Genomic DNA, 18,016 nt, shown 5'->3' on the forward strand with positions numbered 1-18,016 from the left:
CCAGGATCACCGATCATTCACAGCAAACGATCCTTTCTAACCCCATGATCTTCTTTATGAGATCGGACTTATCCACAAAGGTCCGCGATCCTAATAAGAGATCACAATAGAACAGATCTCTAAATAAAAAGATCTTCTTTTTAATAGCCCAGGATCCCAATGCTTTCTCGAAAGACTAAAGTTGAGTAGAATCCACGGCCCGGGCTTCAATCCATTTTCATACCGCTTTACGCGAGGCAGACCACCATGTTTTATCAGGATCCTTTTGACGTCATCATCATTGGCGGGGGTCACGCAGGCACTGAGGCCGCAATGGCCGCAGCGCGAATGGGTCAGCAGACCCTGCTTTTGACACACAATATCGACACGCTGGGACAAATGTCCTGTAATCCGGCGATTGGCGGCATTGGGAAAGGACACCTGGTAAAAGAAGTGGATGCACTTGGCGGCCTGATGGCGAAAGCGATCGATCACGCAGGCATTCAGTTTAGGATACTAAACGCCAGTAAAGGCCCCGCTGTCCGTGCGACCCGCGCTCAGGCAGACCGCGTGCTTTATCGTCAGGCGGTGCGTACCGCCCTGGAGAACCAGCCGAACCTGATGATCTTCCAGCAGGCAGTGGAAGATCTTATCGTGGAGAACGATCGTGTCGTTGGCGCAGTTACCCAGATGGGGCTCAAATTCCGCGCCAAAGCGGTTGTTCTGACCGTCGGGACATTCCTGGACGGTAAGATCCATATCGGTCTGGATAATTACAGCGGTGGACGTGCTGGCGATCCGCCATCTATCCCACTGTCACGCCGTCTGCGTGAACTGCCGCTGCGTGTCAGCCGTCTGAAAACCGGTACTCCACCGCGTATTGATGCGCGCACCATTGATTTCAGCGTGCTGGCACAACAGCACGGCGATAACCCAATGCCGGTCTTCTCGTTCATGGGCAATGCAGCGCAGCATCCGCAGCAGGTACCGTGCTATATCACGCATACCAACGAAAAAACCCATGACGTGATCCGCAATAACCTCGATCGCAGCCCAATGTACGCCGGCGTGATCGAAGGGATCGGCCCACGCTATTGCCCGTCGATCGAAGACAAAGTCATGCGCTTTGCCGATCGTAACCAGCACCAGATCTTCCTGGAGCCAGAAGGGCTGACCTCGAACGAAATCTATCCGAACGGCATCTCCACCAGCCTGCCGTTCGATGTGCAGATTCAAATTGTTCGCTCAATGCAGGGGATGGAGAATGCGAAAATCGTTCGCCCTGGCTACGCTATTGAGTACGATTTCTTCGATCCGCGTGACCTGAAGCCAACTCTGGAGAGCAAATTCATCCACGGTCTGTTCTTCGCAGGTCAGATTAACGGCACCACCGGTTACGAAGAAGCTGCTGCACAGGGCCTGCTGGCCGGTCTGAACGCCGCCCGTTTCTCTGCCGAGAAAGAGGGCTGGGCTCCGGCGCGTTCTCAGGCTTATCTGGGCGTGCTGGTCGACGATCTCTGCACGCTGGGCACCAAAGAACCGTACCGTATGTTTACCTCTCGCGCGGAATATCGCCTGATGCTGCGCGAAGATAACGCCGACCTGCGTCTGACCGAAATGGGTCGTGAGCTGGGTCTGGTGGATGACGAACGCTGGGCGCGCTTCAACGAGAAACTGGAGCGCATTGAGCAGGAACGTCAGCGCCTGAAAACGACCTGGGTTAATCCGCAGGCTGAAACCGCTGCGGAAGTGAACGCTCACTTAACTGCGCCGCTCTCGCGCGAAGCCAGCGGTGAAGATCTGCTGCGTCGCCCGGAAGTGACCTATGAGAATCTGGTGAAACTCACCGCCTTTGCCCCGGGTCTTGAAGACGCTGAAGCGGCAGAGCAGGTTGAGATCCAGGTGAAATACGAAGGTTACATCGCGCGTCAGCAGGATGAGATCGAAAAGCAGCAGCGTAACGAAAACACGCTGCTGCCGGAAATGCTGGACTATCGTCAGGTGACGGGGCTGTCCAACGAGGTGATCGCCAAGCTGAACGATCACAAACCGGTGTCGATCGGCCAGGCCTCCCGCATCTCGGGCGTTACCCCTGCAGCGATTTCGATTCTGCTGGTGTGGCTGAAAAAGCAGGGCATGCTGCGCCGCAGCGCGTAATATGTGTAATTCGCCCGGTGGCGCTGCGCTTACCGGGCCTACAGAACTCCGTAGGGCGGGTTAGCGAAGCGCCACCCGCCACTTAAGTCTCTCAACAGGTATTCACCGTGCTCAATAAACTCTCTCGTCTGCTGGATCAGGCAGGTATTTCGCTCACCGATCACCAGAAAAATCAGCTGGTGGCCTATGTCGATATGCTGAACAAATGGAATAAAGCGTACAACCTCACCTCCGTACGCGACCCCAACGAGATGCTGATTCGCCATATTCTCGATAGCATTGTGGTTGCGCCGTACCTGAACGGTGAGCGCTTTATCGATGTGGGCACGGGTCCTGGCCTGCCGGGTATTCCCCTGTCAATTGTCCGCCCGGAAAGCCATTTCACGCTGCTGGATAGCCTTGGCAAGCGCGTGCGTTTTTTGCGCCAGGTACAGCATGAGCTGAAGCTTGAGAACATCACGCCTGTGCAAAGCAGGGTAGAGGAGTTTCCGGCAGAGCCACCGTTCGACGGGGTTATCAGCCGTGCGTTTGCTTCGCTTAATGACATGGTGAGCTGGTGTAAGCACTTACCGGCAGAGAATGGCCGTTTTTATGCGCTGAAAGGGCAGTTGCCCGGCGATGAAATTGAACAGCTTCCGGACGGTTTTGCTGTCGAGTCCATTGAGAAATTACAGATTCCTCAGCTCGAAGGCGAACGTCATCTGGTGATAATTAAGCCAAACAATTTTTAAAAAATTAATAAAAAATGTGGAATTTGTGCTGTTCTGTCAGTGTTAAAAAACAGCACAACACAACGGATTTTGCCGGAGAGAATTTAACCGTGTTTTTACTAAGGGTTTTCTAATGGTTAACTTCCTCACCATTGTTCACCCTGAAGATAATCAACCACGAAAATATCAGCCTGCTAAAAGTGGAAAGCAGCAACCAGAATGCAATGTTAAATATTTATTAAGAATGTCAATAAAAGGTTTTTATTGTATACGGGGCTGTTTTGAAAATAGTTGCGACATTTTATCTTTAATTTCAGAAAGATGAAATTAAGCGATTTACGAGTTTGATAAATACAACCTTATCGCAAATGTGTATTTTGTGATCTCGTGCACGCTTTGTAGTCAACGTTTTCGCGCTGTTTGCAGTTTTGCTCGAAGGTCGGGGCTTTCATCAAAAGTTGAAAAATAGCGGCGGGGAAAAATATTTAAACATTTATTCACCTTTTCGCTACTTAATGTTTGAAATCACGGGTGCGCACCGTATAATTTGACCGCTTTTTGATGCTTGACTCTGAGCCTTAAAGGACGTTTTATACGACACGCGGCATACCTCGAAGGGAGCAGGAGTAAAAACGTGATGTCTGTGTCGCTCTTGAGTAGAAACGTTGCTCGTAAGCTTCTGTTCATTCAGTTTCTGGCTGTGATAGCAAGTGGACTGCTGTTTAGCCTCAAAGACCCCTTCTGGGGCATCTCCGCAGTGTGCGGGGGTTTGGCGGTTGTGCTGCCAAACGTGTTGTTTATGATTTTTGCCTGGCGTCATCAGGCGCATACACCTGCCAAAGGCCGCGTGGCCTGGTCCTTCGCCCTCGGCGAAGTGTGTAAGGTGTTGCTGACCTTTGCTCTACTGGTGATGGCGCTGGCGGTTTTGAAAGTGGTATTCATGCCGCTGATAGCTACGTGGGTTTTGGTGCTGGTGGTACAAGTTCTGGCTCCAGCTGTAATCAATAACAAAGGGTAAAAGGCATCATGGCTTCAGAAAATATGACGCCGCAGGATTACATAGGTCACCATCTGAATAACCTTCAGCTGGACCTGCGTACATTCTCGCTGGTGGATCCGCATAACCCCCCGGCCACCTTCTGGACGATCAACATCGACTCCATGTTCTTCTCGGTGGTTTTGGGTCTTCTGTTCCTGGCCATGTTCCGCGGTGTTGCTAAAAAGGCGACCAGCGGTGTTCCAGGGAAATTCCAGACGTTCGTTGAGATGATCATCGGCTTCGTCCATGGCAGCGTGAAAGACATGTACCATGGTAAGAGCAAGCTGATTGCGCCACTGGCACTGACCGTGTTCGTGTGGGTCTTCCTGATGAACCTGATGGACCTTCTGCCTATCGATTTCCTGCCGTGGATTGGCGAGCATGTCTTCGGTCTGCCTGCTCTGCGCGTGGTTCCGTCTGCTGACGTGAACATCACCCTGTCGATGGCGCTGGGCGTGTTTATCCTGATTCTTTTCTACAGCATCAAAATGAAAGGCGTAAGCGGCTTTGTGAAAGAGCTTACCTTGCAGCCGTTCAACCACTGGGCGTTTATTCCGGTCAACCTGATCCTGGAAGGCGTTAGCCTGCTGTCCAAACCTGTTTCACTGGGTCTGCGACTGTTCGGCAACATGTATGCGGGTGAGCTGATTTTCATTCTGATCGCGGGTCTTCTGCCGTGGTGGTCACAGTGGGTTCTGAATGTGCCGTGGGCCATTTTCCACATCCTGATCATTACGCTGCAAGCCTTTATCTTCATGGTTCTGACGATCGTCTATCTGTCGATGGCGTCTGAAGAGCACTGATTTTTTACCAACACTACTACGTTTTAATTGAAACAAACTGGAGACTGTCATGGAAAACCTGAATATGGATCTGCTGTACATGGCTGCCGCTGTGATGATGGGTCTGGCGGCTATCGGTGCTGCGATCGGTATCGGCATCCTCGGGGGCAAATTCCTGGAAGGCGCTGCGCGTCAACCTGATCTGATTCCTCTGCTGCGTACTCAGTTCTTTATCGTTATGGGTCTGGTGGATGCTATCCCAATGATCGCTGTAGGTCTGGGTCTGTACGTGATGTTTGCTGTCGCGTAGTAGTTGTTTTAAAACCCCAAGCCACAGAAATTTAAGAGGTATTGTGCTGTGAACATGAACGCAACAATCCTCGGCCAGGCCATCGCGTTTATTATCTTTGTCTGGTTCTGCATGAAGTATGTATGGCCGCCTTTAATGGCTGCCATCGAAAAACGTCAGAAAGAAATTGCTGACGGTCTGGCTTCTGCAGAACGTGCAAAGAAAGATTTGGACCTTGCACAGGCCAACGCGACAGACCAGCTGAAAAAAGCGAAAGCGGAAGCTCAGGTAATCATCGAACAGGCTAACAAACGCCGTTCTCAGATCCTGGACGAAGCCAAAGCTGAAGCAGAACAGGAACGTACTAAGATCGTGACACAGGCTCAGGCTGAAATTGAAGCTGAGCGTAAACGTGCTCGTGAAGAACTGCGTAAGCAGGTTGCGATTCTGGCTGTTGCTGGCGCCGAGAAGATCATCGAACGTTCCGTGGATGAAGCTGCTAACAGCGACATCGTGGACAAACTTGTCGCTGAACTGTAAGGAGGGAGGGGCTGATGTCTGAATTTGTTACGGTAGCTCGCCCCTACGCCAAAGCAGCTTTTGACTTTGCTGTCGAACACCAAAATGTCGATCGCTGGCAGAATATGCTGGCGTTTGCCGCTGAGGTGACGAAAAACGAACAAATGGCCGAGTTGCTTTCTGGTGCATTAGCACCTGAAACCCTCGCCGCGTCGTTCATCGCCGTGTGCGGAGAGCAACTGGATGCCAACGGCCAGAACCTGATTAAGGTAATGGCAGAAAATGGTCGTCTCCGTGTGCTCCCGGATGTTCTCGAGCAGTTTGAGCACTTACGTGCCCTTAGTGAAGCTACTGCTGAAGTTGAAGTAACTTCTGCGACTGAACTGAGTCATGAACAGCTTGCGAAAATTACCGCCGCGATGGAAAAACGTCTGTCACGCAAAGTTAAGCTGAATTGCAAAATCGATAAGTCTGTAATGGCAGGCGTAATCATCCGCTCGGGTGATATGGTCATTGATGGCAGCGTACGCGGCCGTCTTGAGCGCCTTGCAGACGTCTTGCAGTCTTAAGGGGACTGGAGCATGCAACTGAATTCCACCGAAATCAGCGAACTGATCAAGCAGCGCATTGCTCAGTTCAATGTTGTGAGCGAAGCTCATAACGAAGGTACTATTGTTTCTGTAAGTGACGGTGTTATCCGCATCCACGGCCTGGCCGATTGTATGCAGGGTGAGATGATTTCCCTGCCGGGTAACCGTTACGCTATCGCACTGAACCTGGAGCGCGACTCCGTAGGTGCAGTTGTGATGGGTCCATACGCTGACCTCGCCGAAGGCATGAAGGTTAAGTGTACTGGCCGTATTCTGGAAGTTCCGGTTGGCCGTGGCCTGCTGGGTCGTGTTGTTAACACCCTGGGTGCACCAATCGACGGTAAAGGTCCGGTTGAGCACGATGGCTTCTCTCCAATCGAAGTTATCGCACCGGGCGTTATCGACCGTCAGTCCGTAGATCAGCCTGTTCAGACGGGTTATAAGTCCGTTGATGCCATGATCCCAATCGGTCGTGGTCAGCGTGAACTGATCATCGGTGACCGTCAGACCGGTAAAACCGCGATGGCTATCGATGCCATCATCAACCAGCGTGACTCCGGCATCAAATGTGTGTACGTGGCTATCGGCCAGAAAGCGTCCACCATTTCTAACGTGGTTCGTAAACTGGAAGAGCACGGCGCGCTGTCTAACACCATCGTTGTTGTGGCTACCGCTTCTGAATCTGCTGCACTGCAATACCTGGCGCCATACGCCGGTTGTGCAATGGGTGAATACTTCCGTGACCGCGGTGAAGATGCACTGATCGTATACGATGACCTGTCTAAACAGGCTGTTGCTTATCGTCAGGTTTCCCTGCTGCTCCGTCGTCCACCAGGACGTGAAGCGTTCCCTGGCGACGTATTCTACCTCCACTCTCGTCTGCTGGAGCGTGCTTCCCGCGTTAACGCGGAATACGTCGAGAACTTCACCAAAGGTGAAGTGAAGGGTAAAACGGGCTCTCTGACCGCGCTGCCGATCATTGAAACCCAGGCGGGTGACGTTTCTGCGTTCGTTCCGACCAACGTAATCTCCATTACCGATGGTCAGATCTTCCTGGAAACCAACCTGTTTAACTCCGGTATTCGTCCGGCGGTTAACCCGGGTATCTCCGTATCCCGTGTAGGTGGTGCTGCTCAGACCAAGATCATCAAGAAACTGTCCGGTGGTATCCGTACCGCGCTGGCACAGTATCGTGAACTGGCTGCGTTCTCTCAGTTCGCATCCGATCTGGACGAAGCAACCCGTAAACAGCTGAGCCACGGTCAGAAAGTGACCGAGCTGCTGAAGCAGAAACAGTACGCACCAATGTCTGTTGCTCAGCAGGGCCTGGTACTGTTCGCGGCTGAACGCGGTTACCTCGAAGATGTGGAACTGGCGAAAATCGGTAGCTTCGAAGCCGCTCTGCTGGCTTACGTCGACCGTGATCACGCTCCGCTGATGCAAGAGATCAACCAGACCGGTGGCTATAACGACGAAATCGAAGGCAAGCTGAAAGCTATCCTCGATTCCTTCAAAGCAACCCAATCCTGGTAATCGTCCGGCGGCTTGTCTCAGGACAAGCCGCCTGGCATTGAGGAGAAGCTCATGGCCGGCGCAAAAGAGATACGTAGTAAGATCGCAAGCGTCCAGAACACGCAAAAGATCACTAAAGCGATGGAGATGGTCGCCGCTTCCAAAATGCGTAAATCGCAGGATCGCATGGCGGCCAGCCGTCCTTATGCAGAAACCATGCGCAAAGTGATTGGTCACCTTGCAAACGGTAATCTGGAATATAAGCACCCTTACCTGGAAGAACGCGACGTTAAGCGCGTGGGCTACCTGGTGGTGTCGACCGACCGTGGTCTGTGTGGCGGCTTGAACATTAACCTGTTCAAAAAACTGCTGGCGGATATGAAAGGCTGGTCCGATAAAGGCGTTCAGTGCGACCTCGCATTGATCGGCTCTAAAGGCGTCTCTTTCTTTAACTCCGTTGGTGGCAACATTGTCGCTCAGGTGACCGGTATGGGTGATAACCCGTCCCTGTCCGAACTGATCGGCCCGGTTAAAGTGATGTTGCAGGCCTATGATGAAGGCCGTCTGGACAGACTGTACGTTGTCAGCAACAAATTTATTAACACCATGTCTCAGGTGCCAACGCTCACTCAGATGCTGCCTTTACCGGCTTCAGAAGATGACGAGCTGAAACAGAAAGCCTGGGATTACCTGTATGAACCCGATCCGAAACCGCTGCTGGATACCCTGCTGCGTCGTTACGTTGAATCTCAGGTTTATCAGGGCGTTGTAGAAAACCTGGCCAGCGAGCAGGCCGCACGAATGGTGGCGATGAAAGCCGCGACCGATAATGGCGGCAGCCTGATTAAAGAGCTGCAGTTGGTTTACAACAAAGCTCGTCAGGCCAGCATTACTCAGGAACTCACCGAGATCGTCTCGGGGGCCGCCGCGGTTTAACCAGGTTTACGAATTACGTAGAGGATTCAAGATGGCTACTGGAAAGATTGTCCAGGTAATCGGCGCCGTGGTGGACGTCGAGTTCCCTCAGGACGCCGTACCACGCGTGTACGACGCGCTTGAGGTACAGAATGGTAACGAGAGCCTGGTGCTGGAAGTTCAGCAGCAGCTCGGCGGCGGTATCGTGCGTACCATCGCGATGGGTTCTTCCGACGGTCTGCGTCGTGGTCTGGAAGTTAAAGACCTTGAGCACCCGATCGAAGTCCCGGTAGGTAAAGCAACACTGGGTCGTATCATGAACGTATTGGGTCAGCCAATCGACATGAAAGGCGACATCGGTGAAGAAGAGCGTTGGGCTATCCACCGCGCGGCACCTTCCTACGAAGAGCTGTCCAGCTCTCAGGAACTGCTGGAAACCGGTATCAAAGTTATCGACCTGATGTGTCCGTTTGCGAAGGGCGGTAAAGTTGGTCTGTTCGGTGGTGCGGGTGTAGGTAAAACCGTAAACATGATGGAGCTGATCCGTAACATCGCGATCGAGCACTCCGGTTACTCCGTATTTGCGGGCGTAGGTGAACGTACTCGTGAGGGTAACGACTTCTACCACGAAATGACCGACTCCAACGTTCTGGACAAAGTATCCCTGGTTTACGGCCAGATGAACGAGCCACCAGGAAACCGTCTGCGCGTTGCGCTGACTGGTCTGACGATGGCAGAGAAGTTCCGTGACGAAGGCCGTGACGTTCTGCTGTTCGTTGATAACATCTACCGTTACACCCTGGCCGGTACGGAAGTATCTGCACTGCTGGGTCGTATGCCTTCAGCGGTAGGTTATCAGCCTACGCTGGCGGAAGAGATGGGTGTTCTTCAGGAACGTATCACCTCTACCAAAACCGGTTCTATCACCTCCGTTCAGGCGGTATACGTACCTGCGGATGACTTGACTGACCCATCACCAGCAACCACCTTTGCGCACTTAGATGCAACCGTGGTACTGAGCCGTCAGATCGCGTCTCTGGGTATCTACCCGGCCGTTGACCCGCTGGACTCCACCAGCCGTCAGCTGGATCCACTGGTTGTTGGTCAGGAACACTACGACACCGCGCGTGGCGTACAGTCCCTGCTGCAGCGTTACCAGGAACTGAAAGACATCATCGCCATCCTGGGTATGGATGAACTGTCTGAAGAAGACAAACTGGTGGTAGCACGTGCGCGTAAGATCCAGCGCTTCCTGTCCCAGCCGTTCTTCGTTGCGGAAGTATTCACCGGTTCTCCAGGTAAATACGTTTCCCTGAAAGACACCATCCGTGGCTTTAAAGGCATCATGGAAGGCGAATACGATCACCTGCCAGAGCAGGCGTTCTACATGGTTGGTTCCATCGAAGAAGCTGTGGAAAAAGCCAAAAAACTTTAACGCCTTAATCGGAGGGTGATATGGCAATGACTTACCACCTGGACGTCGTCAGCGCAGAGCAACAAATGTTCTCTGGTCTGGTCGAGAAAATCCAGGTAACGGGTAGTGAAGGTGAACTGGGTATCTTCCCGGGTCACGCACCGCTGCTCACCGCCATTAAGCCTGGTATGATCCGCATCGTTAAACAGTTCGGTCACGAAGAGTTTATCTATCTGTCCGGCGGCATTCTTGAAGTGCAGCCTGGCAGTGTGACCGTTCTGGCCGATACCGCTATTCGTGGCCAGGATCTCGACGAAGCGCGAGCCCTGGAATCGAAGCGTAAGGCTGAAGAGCACATTAGCAGCTCTCATGGTGACGTGGATTACGCTCAGGCGTCTGCGGAGCTGGCCAAAGCGATCGCCAAACTGCGCGTTATCGAGTTGACCAAAAAAGCGATGTAACACCGGCTTGAAAAGCACAAAAGCCAGTCTGGATACCAGGCTGGCTTTTTTTTCGTCCTTAATTCATGACGAAAAAGATGTAGAATTTTAAGCACCAAACGTTTTTACTTCTCACTCAAACTACCGTCAGGATGCGTATGTCAAACAGTGCGATGAGCGTGGTGATCCTTGCCGCAGGCAAAGGTACCCGCATGTATTCCGATCTGCCTAAAGTGCTTCATACACTGGCAGGAAAGCCAATGGTGCAGCATGTTATTGATGCAGCAAATGAATTGGGCGCTCGCCAGGTTCACCTGGTCTATGGCCACGGCGGCGATCTGCTTAAAAAAACGCTGAGCGATGACAAGCTCAACTGGGTGCTTCAGGCTGAACAGCTGGGAACCGGCCACGCAATGCAGCAGGCAGCACCGTTCTTTGCCGATGACGAAGACATTCTGATGCTCTACGGCGATGTTCCGCTGATCTCCATCGACACATTGACTCGCCTGCGTGAAGCCAAACCGCAGGGCGGTATCGGTTTATTAACCGTCGTGCTGGACGATCCGACCGGCTACGGCCGCATCACCCGTGAAAACGGCAACGTCACGGGTATCGTTGAACATAAAGACGCCAGCGAAGCACAGCGCCAGATTCAGGAGATCAACACCGGTATCCTGATGGCTAACGGCGCGGACATGAAGCGCTGGCTGTCTAAGCTCAACAACAACAACGCGCAGGGTGAATACTACATCACCGACATCATTGCGATGGCGTACCAGGAAGGGCGTGAGATTGCGGCGGTTCACCCGGCGCGTATCAGCGAAACCGAAGGGGTGAATAACCGCCTTCAGCTTTCCCGTCTGGAGCGTGTTTATCAGTCCGAACAGGCCGAAAAACTGCTGCTGGCCGGCGTGATGTTGCGCGATCCGGCGCGTTTCGATCTGCGTGGAACGTTAACGCACGGGCGCGACGTTGAAATTGATACTAACGTTATCCTGGAAGGTAACGTCACGCTGGGTAACCGCGTCAAAATTGGTGCGGGCTGTGTGATCAAAAACAGCATCATCGGTGATGATTGCGAAATTAGCCCATACAGCGTGGTGGAAGATGCCCGTCTTGACGCAGCGTGCACTATTGGGCCGTTCGCGCGTCTGCGCCCGGGGGCTGAGCTGCTGGAAGGCTCACATGTTGGAAACTTCGTTGAGATGAAAAAAGCGCGTCTGGGTAAAGGCTCTAAAGCCGGTCATTTGACCTATCTGGGCGATGCGGAAATTGGCGACAACGTGAATATTGGCGCAGGAACGATTACCTGCAACTATGACGGCGCGAATAAGTTTAAAACCATCATCGGTGATGATGTGTTTGTCGGCTCCGACACTCAGCTGGTGGCGCCTGTTACCGTGGGTAACGGTGTAACGATTGCCGCCGGGACAACCGTTACGCGCGATATCGCCGATAACGAACTGGTATTAAGCCGTGTGCCGCAGGTGCACAAGCAGGGCTGGAAACGCCCTGTGAAGAAGAAGTAACGGATTTACCCCTCACCCTAACCCTCTCCCCAAAGGGAGAGGGGATCGTTCGGTGCGGTGTTTTTCTCCCTCGCCCCTTTGGGGAGAGGGCCGGGGTGAGGGGATAATATAATCCTCCCCCCACAAGCAGTACCCATAACAATAACCCCACTCTCTACAAGGCTCGGGGTGCCCGGAAAGGGCAAATACAGGTCAGCGACAACGCATGGCATAACGCCATAATCAGGAAATCTAACTATGTGTGGAATTGTTGGCGCAGTTGCGCAGCGTGATATTGCTGAAATCCTTCTCGAAGGTTTACGTCGTCTGGAATACCGTGGCTACGACTCTGCCGGTCTGGCAGTAGTGGATGCAGAAGGTCATATGACCCGTCTGCGTCGCCTCGGTAAAGTGCAGATGCTGGCCCAGGCCGCGGAAGAACACCCGCTGCACGGTGGTACCGGTATTGCGCATACCCGCTGGGCGACACACGGCGAACCGTCTGAAGGCAACGCGCACCCGCATGTGTCTGAACACATCGTGGTCGTGCATAACGGCATTATCGAAAACCACGAACCGCTGCGCGAAGAACTGAAAGCGCGCGGCTATACCTTCGTTTCTGAAACCGATACCGAAGTGATTGCGCACCTGGTGCACTGGGAGCTGGCACAGGGCGGCACGTTACGTGACGCGGTGCTGCGCGCGATCCCACAGCTGCGCGGTGCGTACGGTACGGTGATCATGGACTCCCGCGATCCGTCCACCCTGCTGGCGGCGCGTTCCGGTAGTCCAATGGTTATCGGTATGGGCATGGGCGAAAACTTTATCGCTTCTGACCAACTGGCGCTCCTGCCGGTCACCCGCCGCTTTATCTTCCTGGAAGAGGGTGATATCGCAGAAGTGACTCGCCGCAGCGTGACGGTATTTGATACCAAAGGCGAGCAGGTGAAACGCCCTGAAATTGAATCCAATCTGCAGTACGACGCGGGCGACAAAGGCGCTTACCGTCACTACATGCAGAAAGAGATTTACGAGCAGCCAAACGCCATCAAAAACACCCTGACCGGTCGTATCAGCCACGGTGAAGTGGACCTGAGCGAACTGGGTGCCAACGCAAACGAGCTGCTCAGCAAGGTTGAGCACATTCAGATTGTGGCCTGCGGTACCTCCTACAACTCCGGGATGGTCTCTCGCTACTGGTTTGAGTCGCTGGCTGGCGTGCCGTGCGATGTGGAAATCGCCTCTGAATTCCGCTACCGCAAATCCGCCGTGCGTCGTAACAGCCTGATGATCACCCTTTCTCAGTCTGGCGAAACGGCAGATACCCTGGCGGCGCTGCGTCTCTCTAAAGAGCTGGGTTACCTGGGATCGCTGGCTATCTGTAACGTGCCGGGCTCATCGCTGGTGCGTGAATCCGATCTGGCGCTGATGACCAAAGCGGGCACTGAAATCGGCGTGGCCTCCACCAAAGCGTTTACCACGCAGCTGACGGTTCTGCTGATGCTGGTGGCGAAACTGGCGCGTCTGAAAGGGCTGGATGCTTCTGTTGAGCATGACATCGTTCATGGTCTGCAGGCACTGCCAAGCCGTATTGAGCAGATGCTGTCTCAGGACAAGCGCATTGAAGCCCTGGCTGAAGATTTCTCTGACAAGCACCACGCCCTGTTCCTCGGCCGTGGCGACCAGTACCCTATTGCGCTGGAAGGCGCGCTGAAGCTGAAAGAGATCTCCTACATCCACGCTGAAGCCTACGCGGCAGGCGAGCTGAAACACGGCCCGCTGGCGCTGATTGACGCGGATATGCCAGTTATCGTTGTGGCACCTAACAACGAACTGCTGGAAAAACTGAAGTCCAACATTGAAGAAGTTCGCGCCCGCGGTGGTGTGCTGTACGTCTTCGCTGATAAGGACGCCGGTTTTGCCAGCAGCGACAACATGCACATCATCGAGATGCCGCACGTAGAAGAGGTTATTGCCCCTATCTTCTACACCGTGCCGCTGCAGTTGCTGGCTTACCACGTTGCGCTGATCAAAGGCACCGACGTTGACCAGCCGCGTAACCTGGCGAAATCGGTCACCGTAGAATAATCCCTCCAGGCTCCACCTTCGGGTTGTGGGCGGACAATAAAGTCTTAAACTGAACAAAATAGATCTAAACTATGACAATAAAGTCTTAAACTAGACAGAATAGTTGTAAACTGAAATCAGTCCAGTTATGCTGTGAAAAAGCATACTGGACTTTTGTTATGGCTAAAGCAAACTCTTCATTTTCTGAAGTGCAAATTGCCCGTCGTATTAAAGAGGGGCGTGGCCAAGGGCATGGTAAAGACTATATTCCATGGCTAACAGTACAAGAAGTTCCTTCTTCAGGTCGTTCCCACCGTATTTATTCTCATAAGACGGGACGAGTCCATCATTTGCTATCTGACTTAGAGCTTGCTGTTTTTCTCAGTCTTGAGTGGGAGAGCAGCGTGCTAGATATACGCGAGCAGTTCCCCTTATTACCTAGTGATACCAGGCAGATTGCAATAGATAGTGGTATTAAGCATCCTGTTATTCGTGGTGTAGATCAGGTTATGTCTACTGATTTTTTAGTGGACTGCAAAGATGGTCCTTTTGAGCAGTTTGCTATTCAAGTCAAACCTGCAGCAGCCTTACAAGACGAGCGTACCTTAGAAAAACTAGAACTAGGGAAGGTGCGAACAAGTCCCTGATATGAGATCATGTTTGTCATCTGGAGCCATGGAACAGGGTTCATCATGAGTCATCAACTTACCTTCGCCGACAGTGAATTCAGCAGTAAGCGCCGTCAGACCAGAAAAGAGATTTTCTTGTCCCGCATGGAGCAGATTCTGCCATGGCAAAACATGGTGGAAGTCATCGAGCCGTTTTACCCCAAGGCTGGTAATGGCCGGCGACCTTATCCGCTGGAAACCATGCTACGCATTCACTGCATGCAGCATTGGTACAACCTGAGCGATGGCGCGATGGAAGATGCTCTGTACGAAATCGCCTCCATGCGTCTGTTTGCCCGGTTATCCCTGGATAGCGCCTTGCCTGACCGCACCACCATCATGAATTTCCGCCACCTGCTGGAGCAGCATCAACTGGCCCGCCAATTGTTCAAGACCATCAATCGCTGGCTGGCCGAAGCAGGCGTCATGATGACTCAAGGCACCTTGGTCGATGCCACCATCATTGAGGCACCCAGCTCGACCAAGAACAAAGAGCAGCAACGCGATCCGGAGATGCATCAGACCAAGAAAGGCAATCAATGGCACTTTGGCATGAAGGCCCACATTGGTGTCGATGCCAAGAGTGGCCTGACCCACAGCCTAGTCACCACCGCGGCCAACGAGCATGACCTCAATCAGCTGGGTAATCTGCTGCATGGAGAGGAGCAATTTGTCTCAGCCGATGCCGGCTACCAAGGGGCGCCACAGCGCGAGGAGCTGGCCGAGGTGGATGTGGACTGGCTGATCGCCGAGCGCCCCGGCAAGGTAAGAACCTTGAAACAGCATCCACGCAAGAACAAAACGGCCATCAACATCGAATACATGAAAGCCAGCATCCGGGCCAAGGTGGAGCACCCATTTCGCATCATCAAGCGACAGTTCGGCTTCGTGAAAGCCAGATACAAGGGGTTGCTGAAAAACGATAACCAACTGGCGATGTTATTCACGCTGGCCAACCTGTTTCGGGCGGACCAAATGATACGTCAGTGGGAGAGATCTCACTAAAAACTGGGGATAACGCCTTAAATGGCGAAGAAACGGTCTAAATAGGCTGATTCAAGGCATTTACGGGAGAAAAAATCGGCTCAAACATGAAGAAATGAAATGACTGAGTCAGCCGAGAAGAATTTCCCCGCTTATTCGCACCTTCCCAAGTTGTCTGGATGCAAATAAGCGCTGATAAAGGAGTTCCACAAGCTAGGGCTGAGTTGTTGCTAATGCAGTATTTAGATGAAGGCCGCTTAGTTAGAACTGATGACCCTTATGTACATCTTGATTTAGAAGAGCCGTCTGTAGATTCTGTCAGCTTCCAGAAGCGCGAGGAGGATTATCGAAAAATTCTTCCTATTATTAATAGTAAGGATCGTTTCGACCCTAAAGTCAGAAGCGAACTCGTTGAGCATGTGGTCCAAGAACATAAGGTTACTAAGGCTACAGTTTATAAGTTGTTACGCCGTTACTGGCAGCGTGGTCAAACGCCTAATGCATTAATTCCTGACTACAAAAACAGCGGTGCACCAGGGGAAAGACGTTCAGCGACAGGAACAGCAAAGATTGGCCGAGCCAGAGAATATGGTAAGGGTGAAGGAACCAAGGTAACGCCCGAGATTGAACGCCTTTTTAGGTTGACCATAGAAAAGCACCTGTTAAATCAAAAAGGTACAAAGACCACCGTTGCCTATAGACGATTTGTGGACTTGTTTGCTCAGTATTTTCCTCGCATTCCCCAAGAGGATTACCCAACACTACGTCAGTTTCGTTATTTTTATGATCGAGAATACCCTAAAGCTCAGCGCTTAAAGTCTAGAGTTAAAGCAGGGGTATATAAAAAAGACGTACGACCCTTAAGTAGTACAGCCACTTCTCAGGCGTTAGGCCCTGGGAGTCGTTATGAGATTGATGCCACGATTGCTGATATTTATTTAGTGGATCATCATGATCGCCAAAAAATCATAGGAAGACCAACGCTTTACATTGTGATTGATGTGTTTAGTCGGATGATCACGGGCTTTTATATCGGCTTTGAAAATCCGTCTTATGTGGTGGCGATGCAGGCTTTTGTAAATGCTTGCTCTGACAAAACGGCCATTTGTGCCCAGCATGATATTGAGATTAGTAGCTCAGACTGGCCGTGTGTAGGTTTGCCAGATGTGTTGCTAGCGGACCGTGGCGAATTAATGAGTCATCAGGTCGAAGCCTTAGTTTCTAGTTTTAATGTGCGAGTGGAAAGTGCTCCACCTAGACGTGGCGATGCTAAAGGCATAGTGGAAAGCACTTTTAGAACACTACAAGCCGAGTTTAAGTCCTTTGCACCTGGCATTGTAGAGGGCAGTCGGATCAAAAGCCATGGTGAAACAGACTATAGGTTAGATGCATCTCTGTCGGTATTTGAGTTCACACAAATTATTTTGCGTACGATCTTATTCAGAAATAACCATCTGGTGATGGATAAATACGATCGAGATGCTGATTTTCCTACAGATTTACCGTCTATTCCTGTCCAGCTATGGCAATGGGGTATGCAGCATCGTACAGGTAGTTTAAGGGCTGTGGAGCAAGAGCAGTTGCGAGTAGCGTTACTGCCTCGCCGAAAGGTCTCTATTTCTTCATTTGGCGTTAATTTGTGGGGTTTGTATTACTCGGGGTCAGAGATTCTGCGTGAGGGTTGGTTGCAGCGGAGCACTGATATAGCTAGACCTCAACATTTAGAAGCGGCTTATGACCCAGTGCTGGTTGATACGATTTATTTGTTTCCGCAAGTTGGCAGCCGTGTATTTTGGCGCTGTAATCTGACGGAACGTAGTCGGCAGTTTAAAGGTCTCTCATTTTGGGAGGTTTGGGATATACAAGCACAAGAAAAACACAATAAAGCCAATGCGAAGCAGGATGAGTTAACTAAACGCAGGGAGCTTGAGGCGTTTATTCAGCAAACCATTCAGAAAGCGAATAAGTTAACGCCCAGTACTACTGAGCCCAAATCAACACGCATTAAGCAGATTAAAACTAATAAAAAAGAAGCCGTGACCTCGGAGCGTAAAAAACGTGCGGAGCATTTGAAGCCAAGCTCTTCAGGTGATGAGGCTAAAGTTATTCCTTTCAACGCAGTGGAAGCGGATGATCAAGAAGATTACAGCCTACCCACATACGTGCCTGAATTATTTCAGGATCCACCAGAAAAGGATGAGTCATGAGTGCTACCCGGATTCAAGCAGTTTATCGTGATACGGGGGTAGAGGCTTATCGTGATAATCCTTTTATCGAGGCCTTACCACCATTACAAGAGTCAGTGAATAGTGCTGCTGACCTGCCCCCACGATTAGATACAACACTCAGTTAGTAACGTCGGAATCTTCATTCTCAGAATGACCCTTTCTCCAGCCCGCTGCAAATTCAGACGGTGTCTGATAATTCAGCGTGGAGTGCGAGG

At 51.8% G+C, this 18,016-nt stretch carries 14 protein-coding genes and 2 pseudogenes; all 16 read left to right on the top strand.

Translation table 11 applies throughout. The features are described 5' to 3' along the window. Window positions 1-246 precede the first annotated feature (246 nt). Window positions 247-2,136, top strand: coding sequence for a tRNA uridine-5-carboxymethylaminomethyl(34) synthesis enzyme MnmG (gene mnmG / locus APU11_RS19330; protein ID WP_058650929.1), 1,890 nt, complete (start codon window positions 247-249; stop codon window positions 2,134-2,136). Window positions 2,137-2,243: 107 nt separating this feature from the next. After that, window positions 2,244-2,867, top strand: a complete 624-nt coding sequence (rsmG, locus tag APU11_RS19335) for a 16S rRNA (guanine(527)-N(7))-methyltransferase RsmG (protein ID WP_013099403.1) — start codon at window positions 2,244-2,246, stop codon at window positions 2,865-2,867. Window positions 2,868-3,483: 616 nt separating this feature from the next. Beyond that, entirely contained in the window at window positions 3,484-3,864 is a 381-nt protein-coding gene (gene atpI / locus APU11_RS19340; protein WP_008500194.1) for a F0F1 ATP synthase subunit I, read from the top strand. A gap of 8 nt (window positions 3,865-3,872) precedes the next feature. Next, window positions 3,873-4,688 carry a F0F1 ATP synthase subunit A gene (gene atpB, locus APU11_RS19345; protein WP_013099405.1) on the top strand — a complete coding sequence of 272 codons (816 nt, stop codon included), beginning with the start codon at window positions 3,873-3,875 and terminating at the stop codon, window positions 4,686-4,688. 49 nt (window positions 4,689-4,737) lie between these two features. Next, entirely contained in the window at window positions 4,738-4,977 is a 240-nt protein-coding gene (gene atpE, locus APU11_RS19350; protein ID WP_000429386.1) for a F0F1 ATP synthase subunit C, read from the top strand. 48 nt (window positions 4,978-5,025) lie between these two features. Then, on the top strand, window positions 5,026-5,496 hold the full coding sequence (gene atpF / locus APU11_RS19355) for a F0F1 ATP synthase subunit B (protein ID WP_013099406.1): 471 nt from the start codon (window positions 5,026-5,028) through the stop codon (window positions 5,494-5,496). Between the two features lie 14 nt (window positions 5,497-5,510). Continuing rightward, complete coding sequence (atpH, locus tag APU11_RS19360; protein ID WP_013099407.1) at window positions 5,511-6,044, top strand: F0F1 ATP synthase subunit delta; 534 nt, start codon at window positions 5,511-5,513, stop codon at window positions 6,042-6,044. A 12-nt stretch (window positions 6,045-6,056) separates the two neighbouring features. Beyond that, window positions 6,057-7,598, top strand: coding sequence for a F0F1 ATP synthase subunit alpha (atpA, locus tag APU11_RS19365; protein ID WP_003862367.1), 1,542 nt, complete (start codon window positions 6,057-6,059; stop codon window positions 7,596-7,598). 51 nt (window positions 7,599-7,649) lie between these two features. Next, the gene (atpG, locus tag APU11_RS19370) at window positions 7,650-8,513 is read left to right on the top strand and encodes a F0F1 ATP synthase subunit gamma (protein ID WP_003862364.1); all 864 of its coding nucleotides are present in this window, start codon (window positions 7,650-7,652) and stop codon (window positions 8,511-8,513) included. A gap of 31 nt (window positions 8,514-8,544) precedes the next feature. After that, entirely contained in the window at window positions 8,545-9,927 is a 1,383-nt protein-coding gene (gene atpD, locus APU11_RS19375; RefSeq protein WP_003862362.1) for a F0F1 ATP synthase subunit beta, read from the top strand. Window positions 9,928-9,947: 20 nt separating this feature from the next. Continuing rightward, on the top strand, window positions 9,948-10,367 hold the full coding sequence (locus APU11_RS19380; protein WP_006177560.1) for a F0F1 ATP synthase subunit epsilon: 420 nt from the start codon (window positions 9,948-9,950) through the stop codon (window positions 10,365-10,367). Between the two features lie 137 nt (window positions 10,368-10,504). Next, window positions 10,505-11,875, top strand: coding sequence for a bifunctional UDP-N-acetylglucosamine diphosphorylase/glucosamine-1-phosphate N-acetyltransferase GlmU (gene glmU / locus APU11_RS19385; RefSeq protein WP_045293067.1), 1,371 nt, complete (start codon window positions 10,505-10,507; stop codon window positions 11,873-11,875). Window positions 11,876-12,112: 237 nt separating this feature from the next. Then, on the top strand, window positions 12,113-13,942 hold the full coding sequence (gene glmS, locus APU11_RS19390; RefSeq protein ID WP_020690250.1) for a glutamine--fructose-6-phosphate transaminase (isomerizing): 1,830 nt from the start codon (window positions 12,113-12,115) through the stop codon (window positions 13,940-13,942). Between the two features lie 158 nt (window positions 13,943-14,100). Then, window positions 14,101-14,544, top strand: a pseudogene (locus APU11_RS19395) (TnsA endonuclease N-terminal domain-containing protein); the annotation flags it as partial. A gap of 69 nt (window positions 14,545-14,613) precedes the next feature. Beyond that, the gene (locus tag APU11_RS19400; protein WP_000019402.1) at window positions 14,614-15,594 is read left to right on the top strand and encodes an IS5-like element IS5 family transposase; all 981 of its coding nucleotides are present in this window, start codon (window positions 14,614-14,616) and stop codon (window positions 15,592-15,594) included. A gap of 146 nt (window positions 15,595-15,740) precedes the next feature. Then, window positions 15,741-17,780, top strand: a pseudogene (locus APU11_RS19405) (DDE-type integrase/transposase/recombinase); the annotation flags it as partial. Between the last annotated feature and the right edge of the window lie 236 nt (window positions 17,781-18,016).

The sequence above is a fragment of the Enterobacter sp. 50793107 genome (assembly GCF_001463365.1).
Classification (GTDB): Bacteria; Pseudomonadota; Gammaproteobacteria; order Enterobacterales; family Enterobacteriaceae; genus Enterobacter; species Enterobacter cloacae.

Coding starts and splice junctions, on each gene's coding strand:
- atpI (WP_008500194.1), top strand. CDS start 3,484: ATGTCTGTGTCGCTCTTGAGTAGAAACGTTGCTCGTAAGCTTCTGTTC.
- atpB (WP_013099405.1), top strand. CDS start 3,873: ATGGCTTCAGAAAATATGACGCCGCAGGATTACATAGGTCACCATCTG.
- atpG (WP_003862364.1), top strand. CDS start 7,650: ATGGCCGGCGCAAAAGAGATACGTAGTAAGATCGCAAGCGTCCAGAAC.
- atpD (WP_003862362.1), top strand. CDS start 8,545: ATGGCTACTGGAAAGATTGTCCAGGTAATCGGCGCCGTGGTGGACGTC.
- APU11_RS19380 (WP_006177560.1), top strand. CDS start 9,948: ATGGCAATGACTTACCACCTGGACGTCGTCAGCGCAGAGCAACAAATG.
- atpE (WP_000429386.1), top strand. CDS start 4,738: ATGGAAAACCTGAATATGGATCTGCTGTACATGGCTGCCGCTGTGATG.
- APU11_RS19400 (WP_000019402.1), top strand. CDS start 14,614: ATGAGTCATCAACTTACCTTCGCCGACAGTGAATTCAGCAGTAAGCGC.
- atpH (WP_013099407.1), top strand. CDS start 5,511: ATGTCTGAATTTGTTACGGTAGCTCGCCCCTACGCCAAAGCAGCTTTT.
- glmU (WP_045293067.1), top strand. CDS start 10,505: ATGTCAAACAGTGCGATGAGCGTGGTGATCCTTGCCGCAGGCAAAGGT.
- mnmG (WP_058650929.1), top strand. CDS start 247: ATGTTTTATCAGGATCCTTTTGACGTCATCATCATTGGCGGGGGTCAC.
- atpA (WP_003862367.1), top strand. CDS start 6,057: ATGCAACTGAATTCCACCGAAATCAGCGAACTGATCAAGCAGCGCATT.
- glmS (WP_020690250.1), top strand. CDS start 12,113: ATGTGTGGAATTGTTGGCGCAGTTGCGCAGCGTGATATTGCTGAAATC.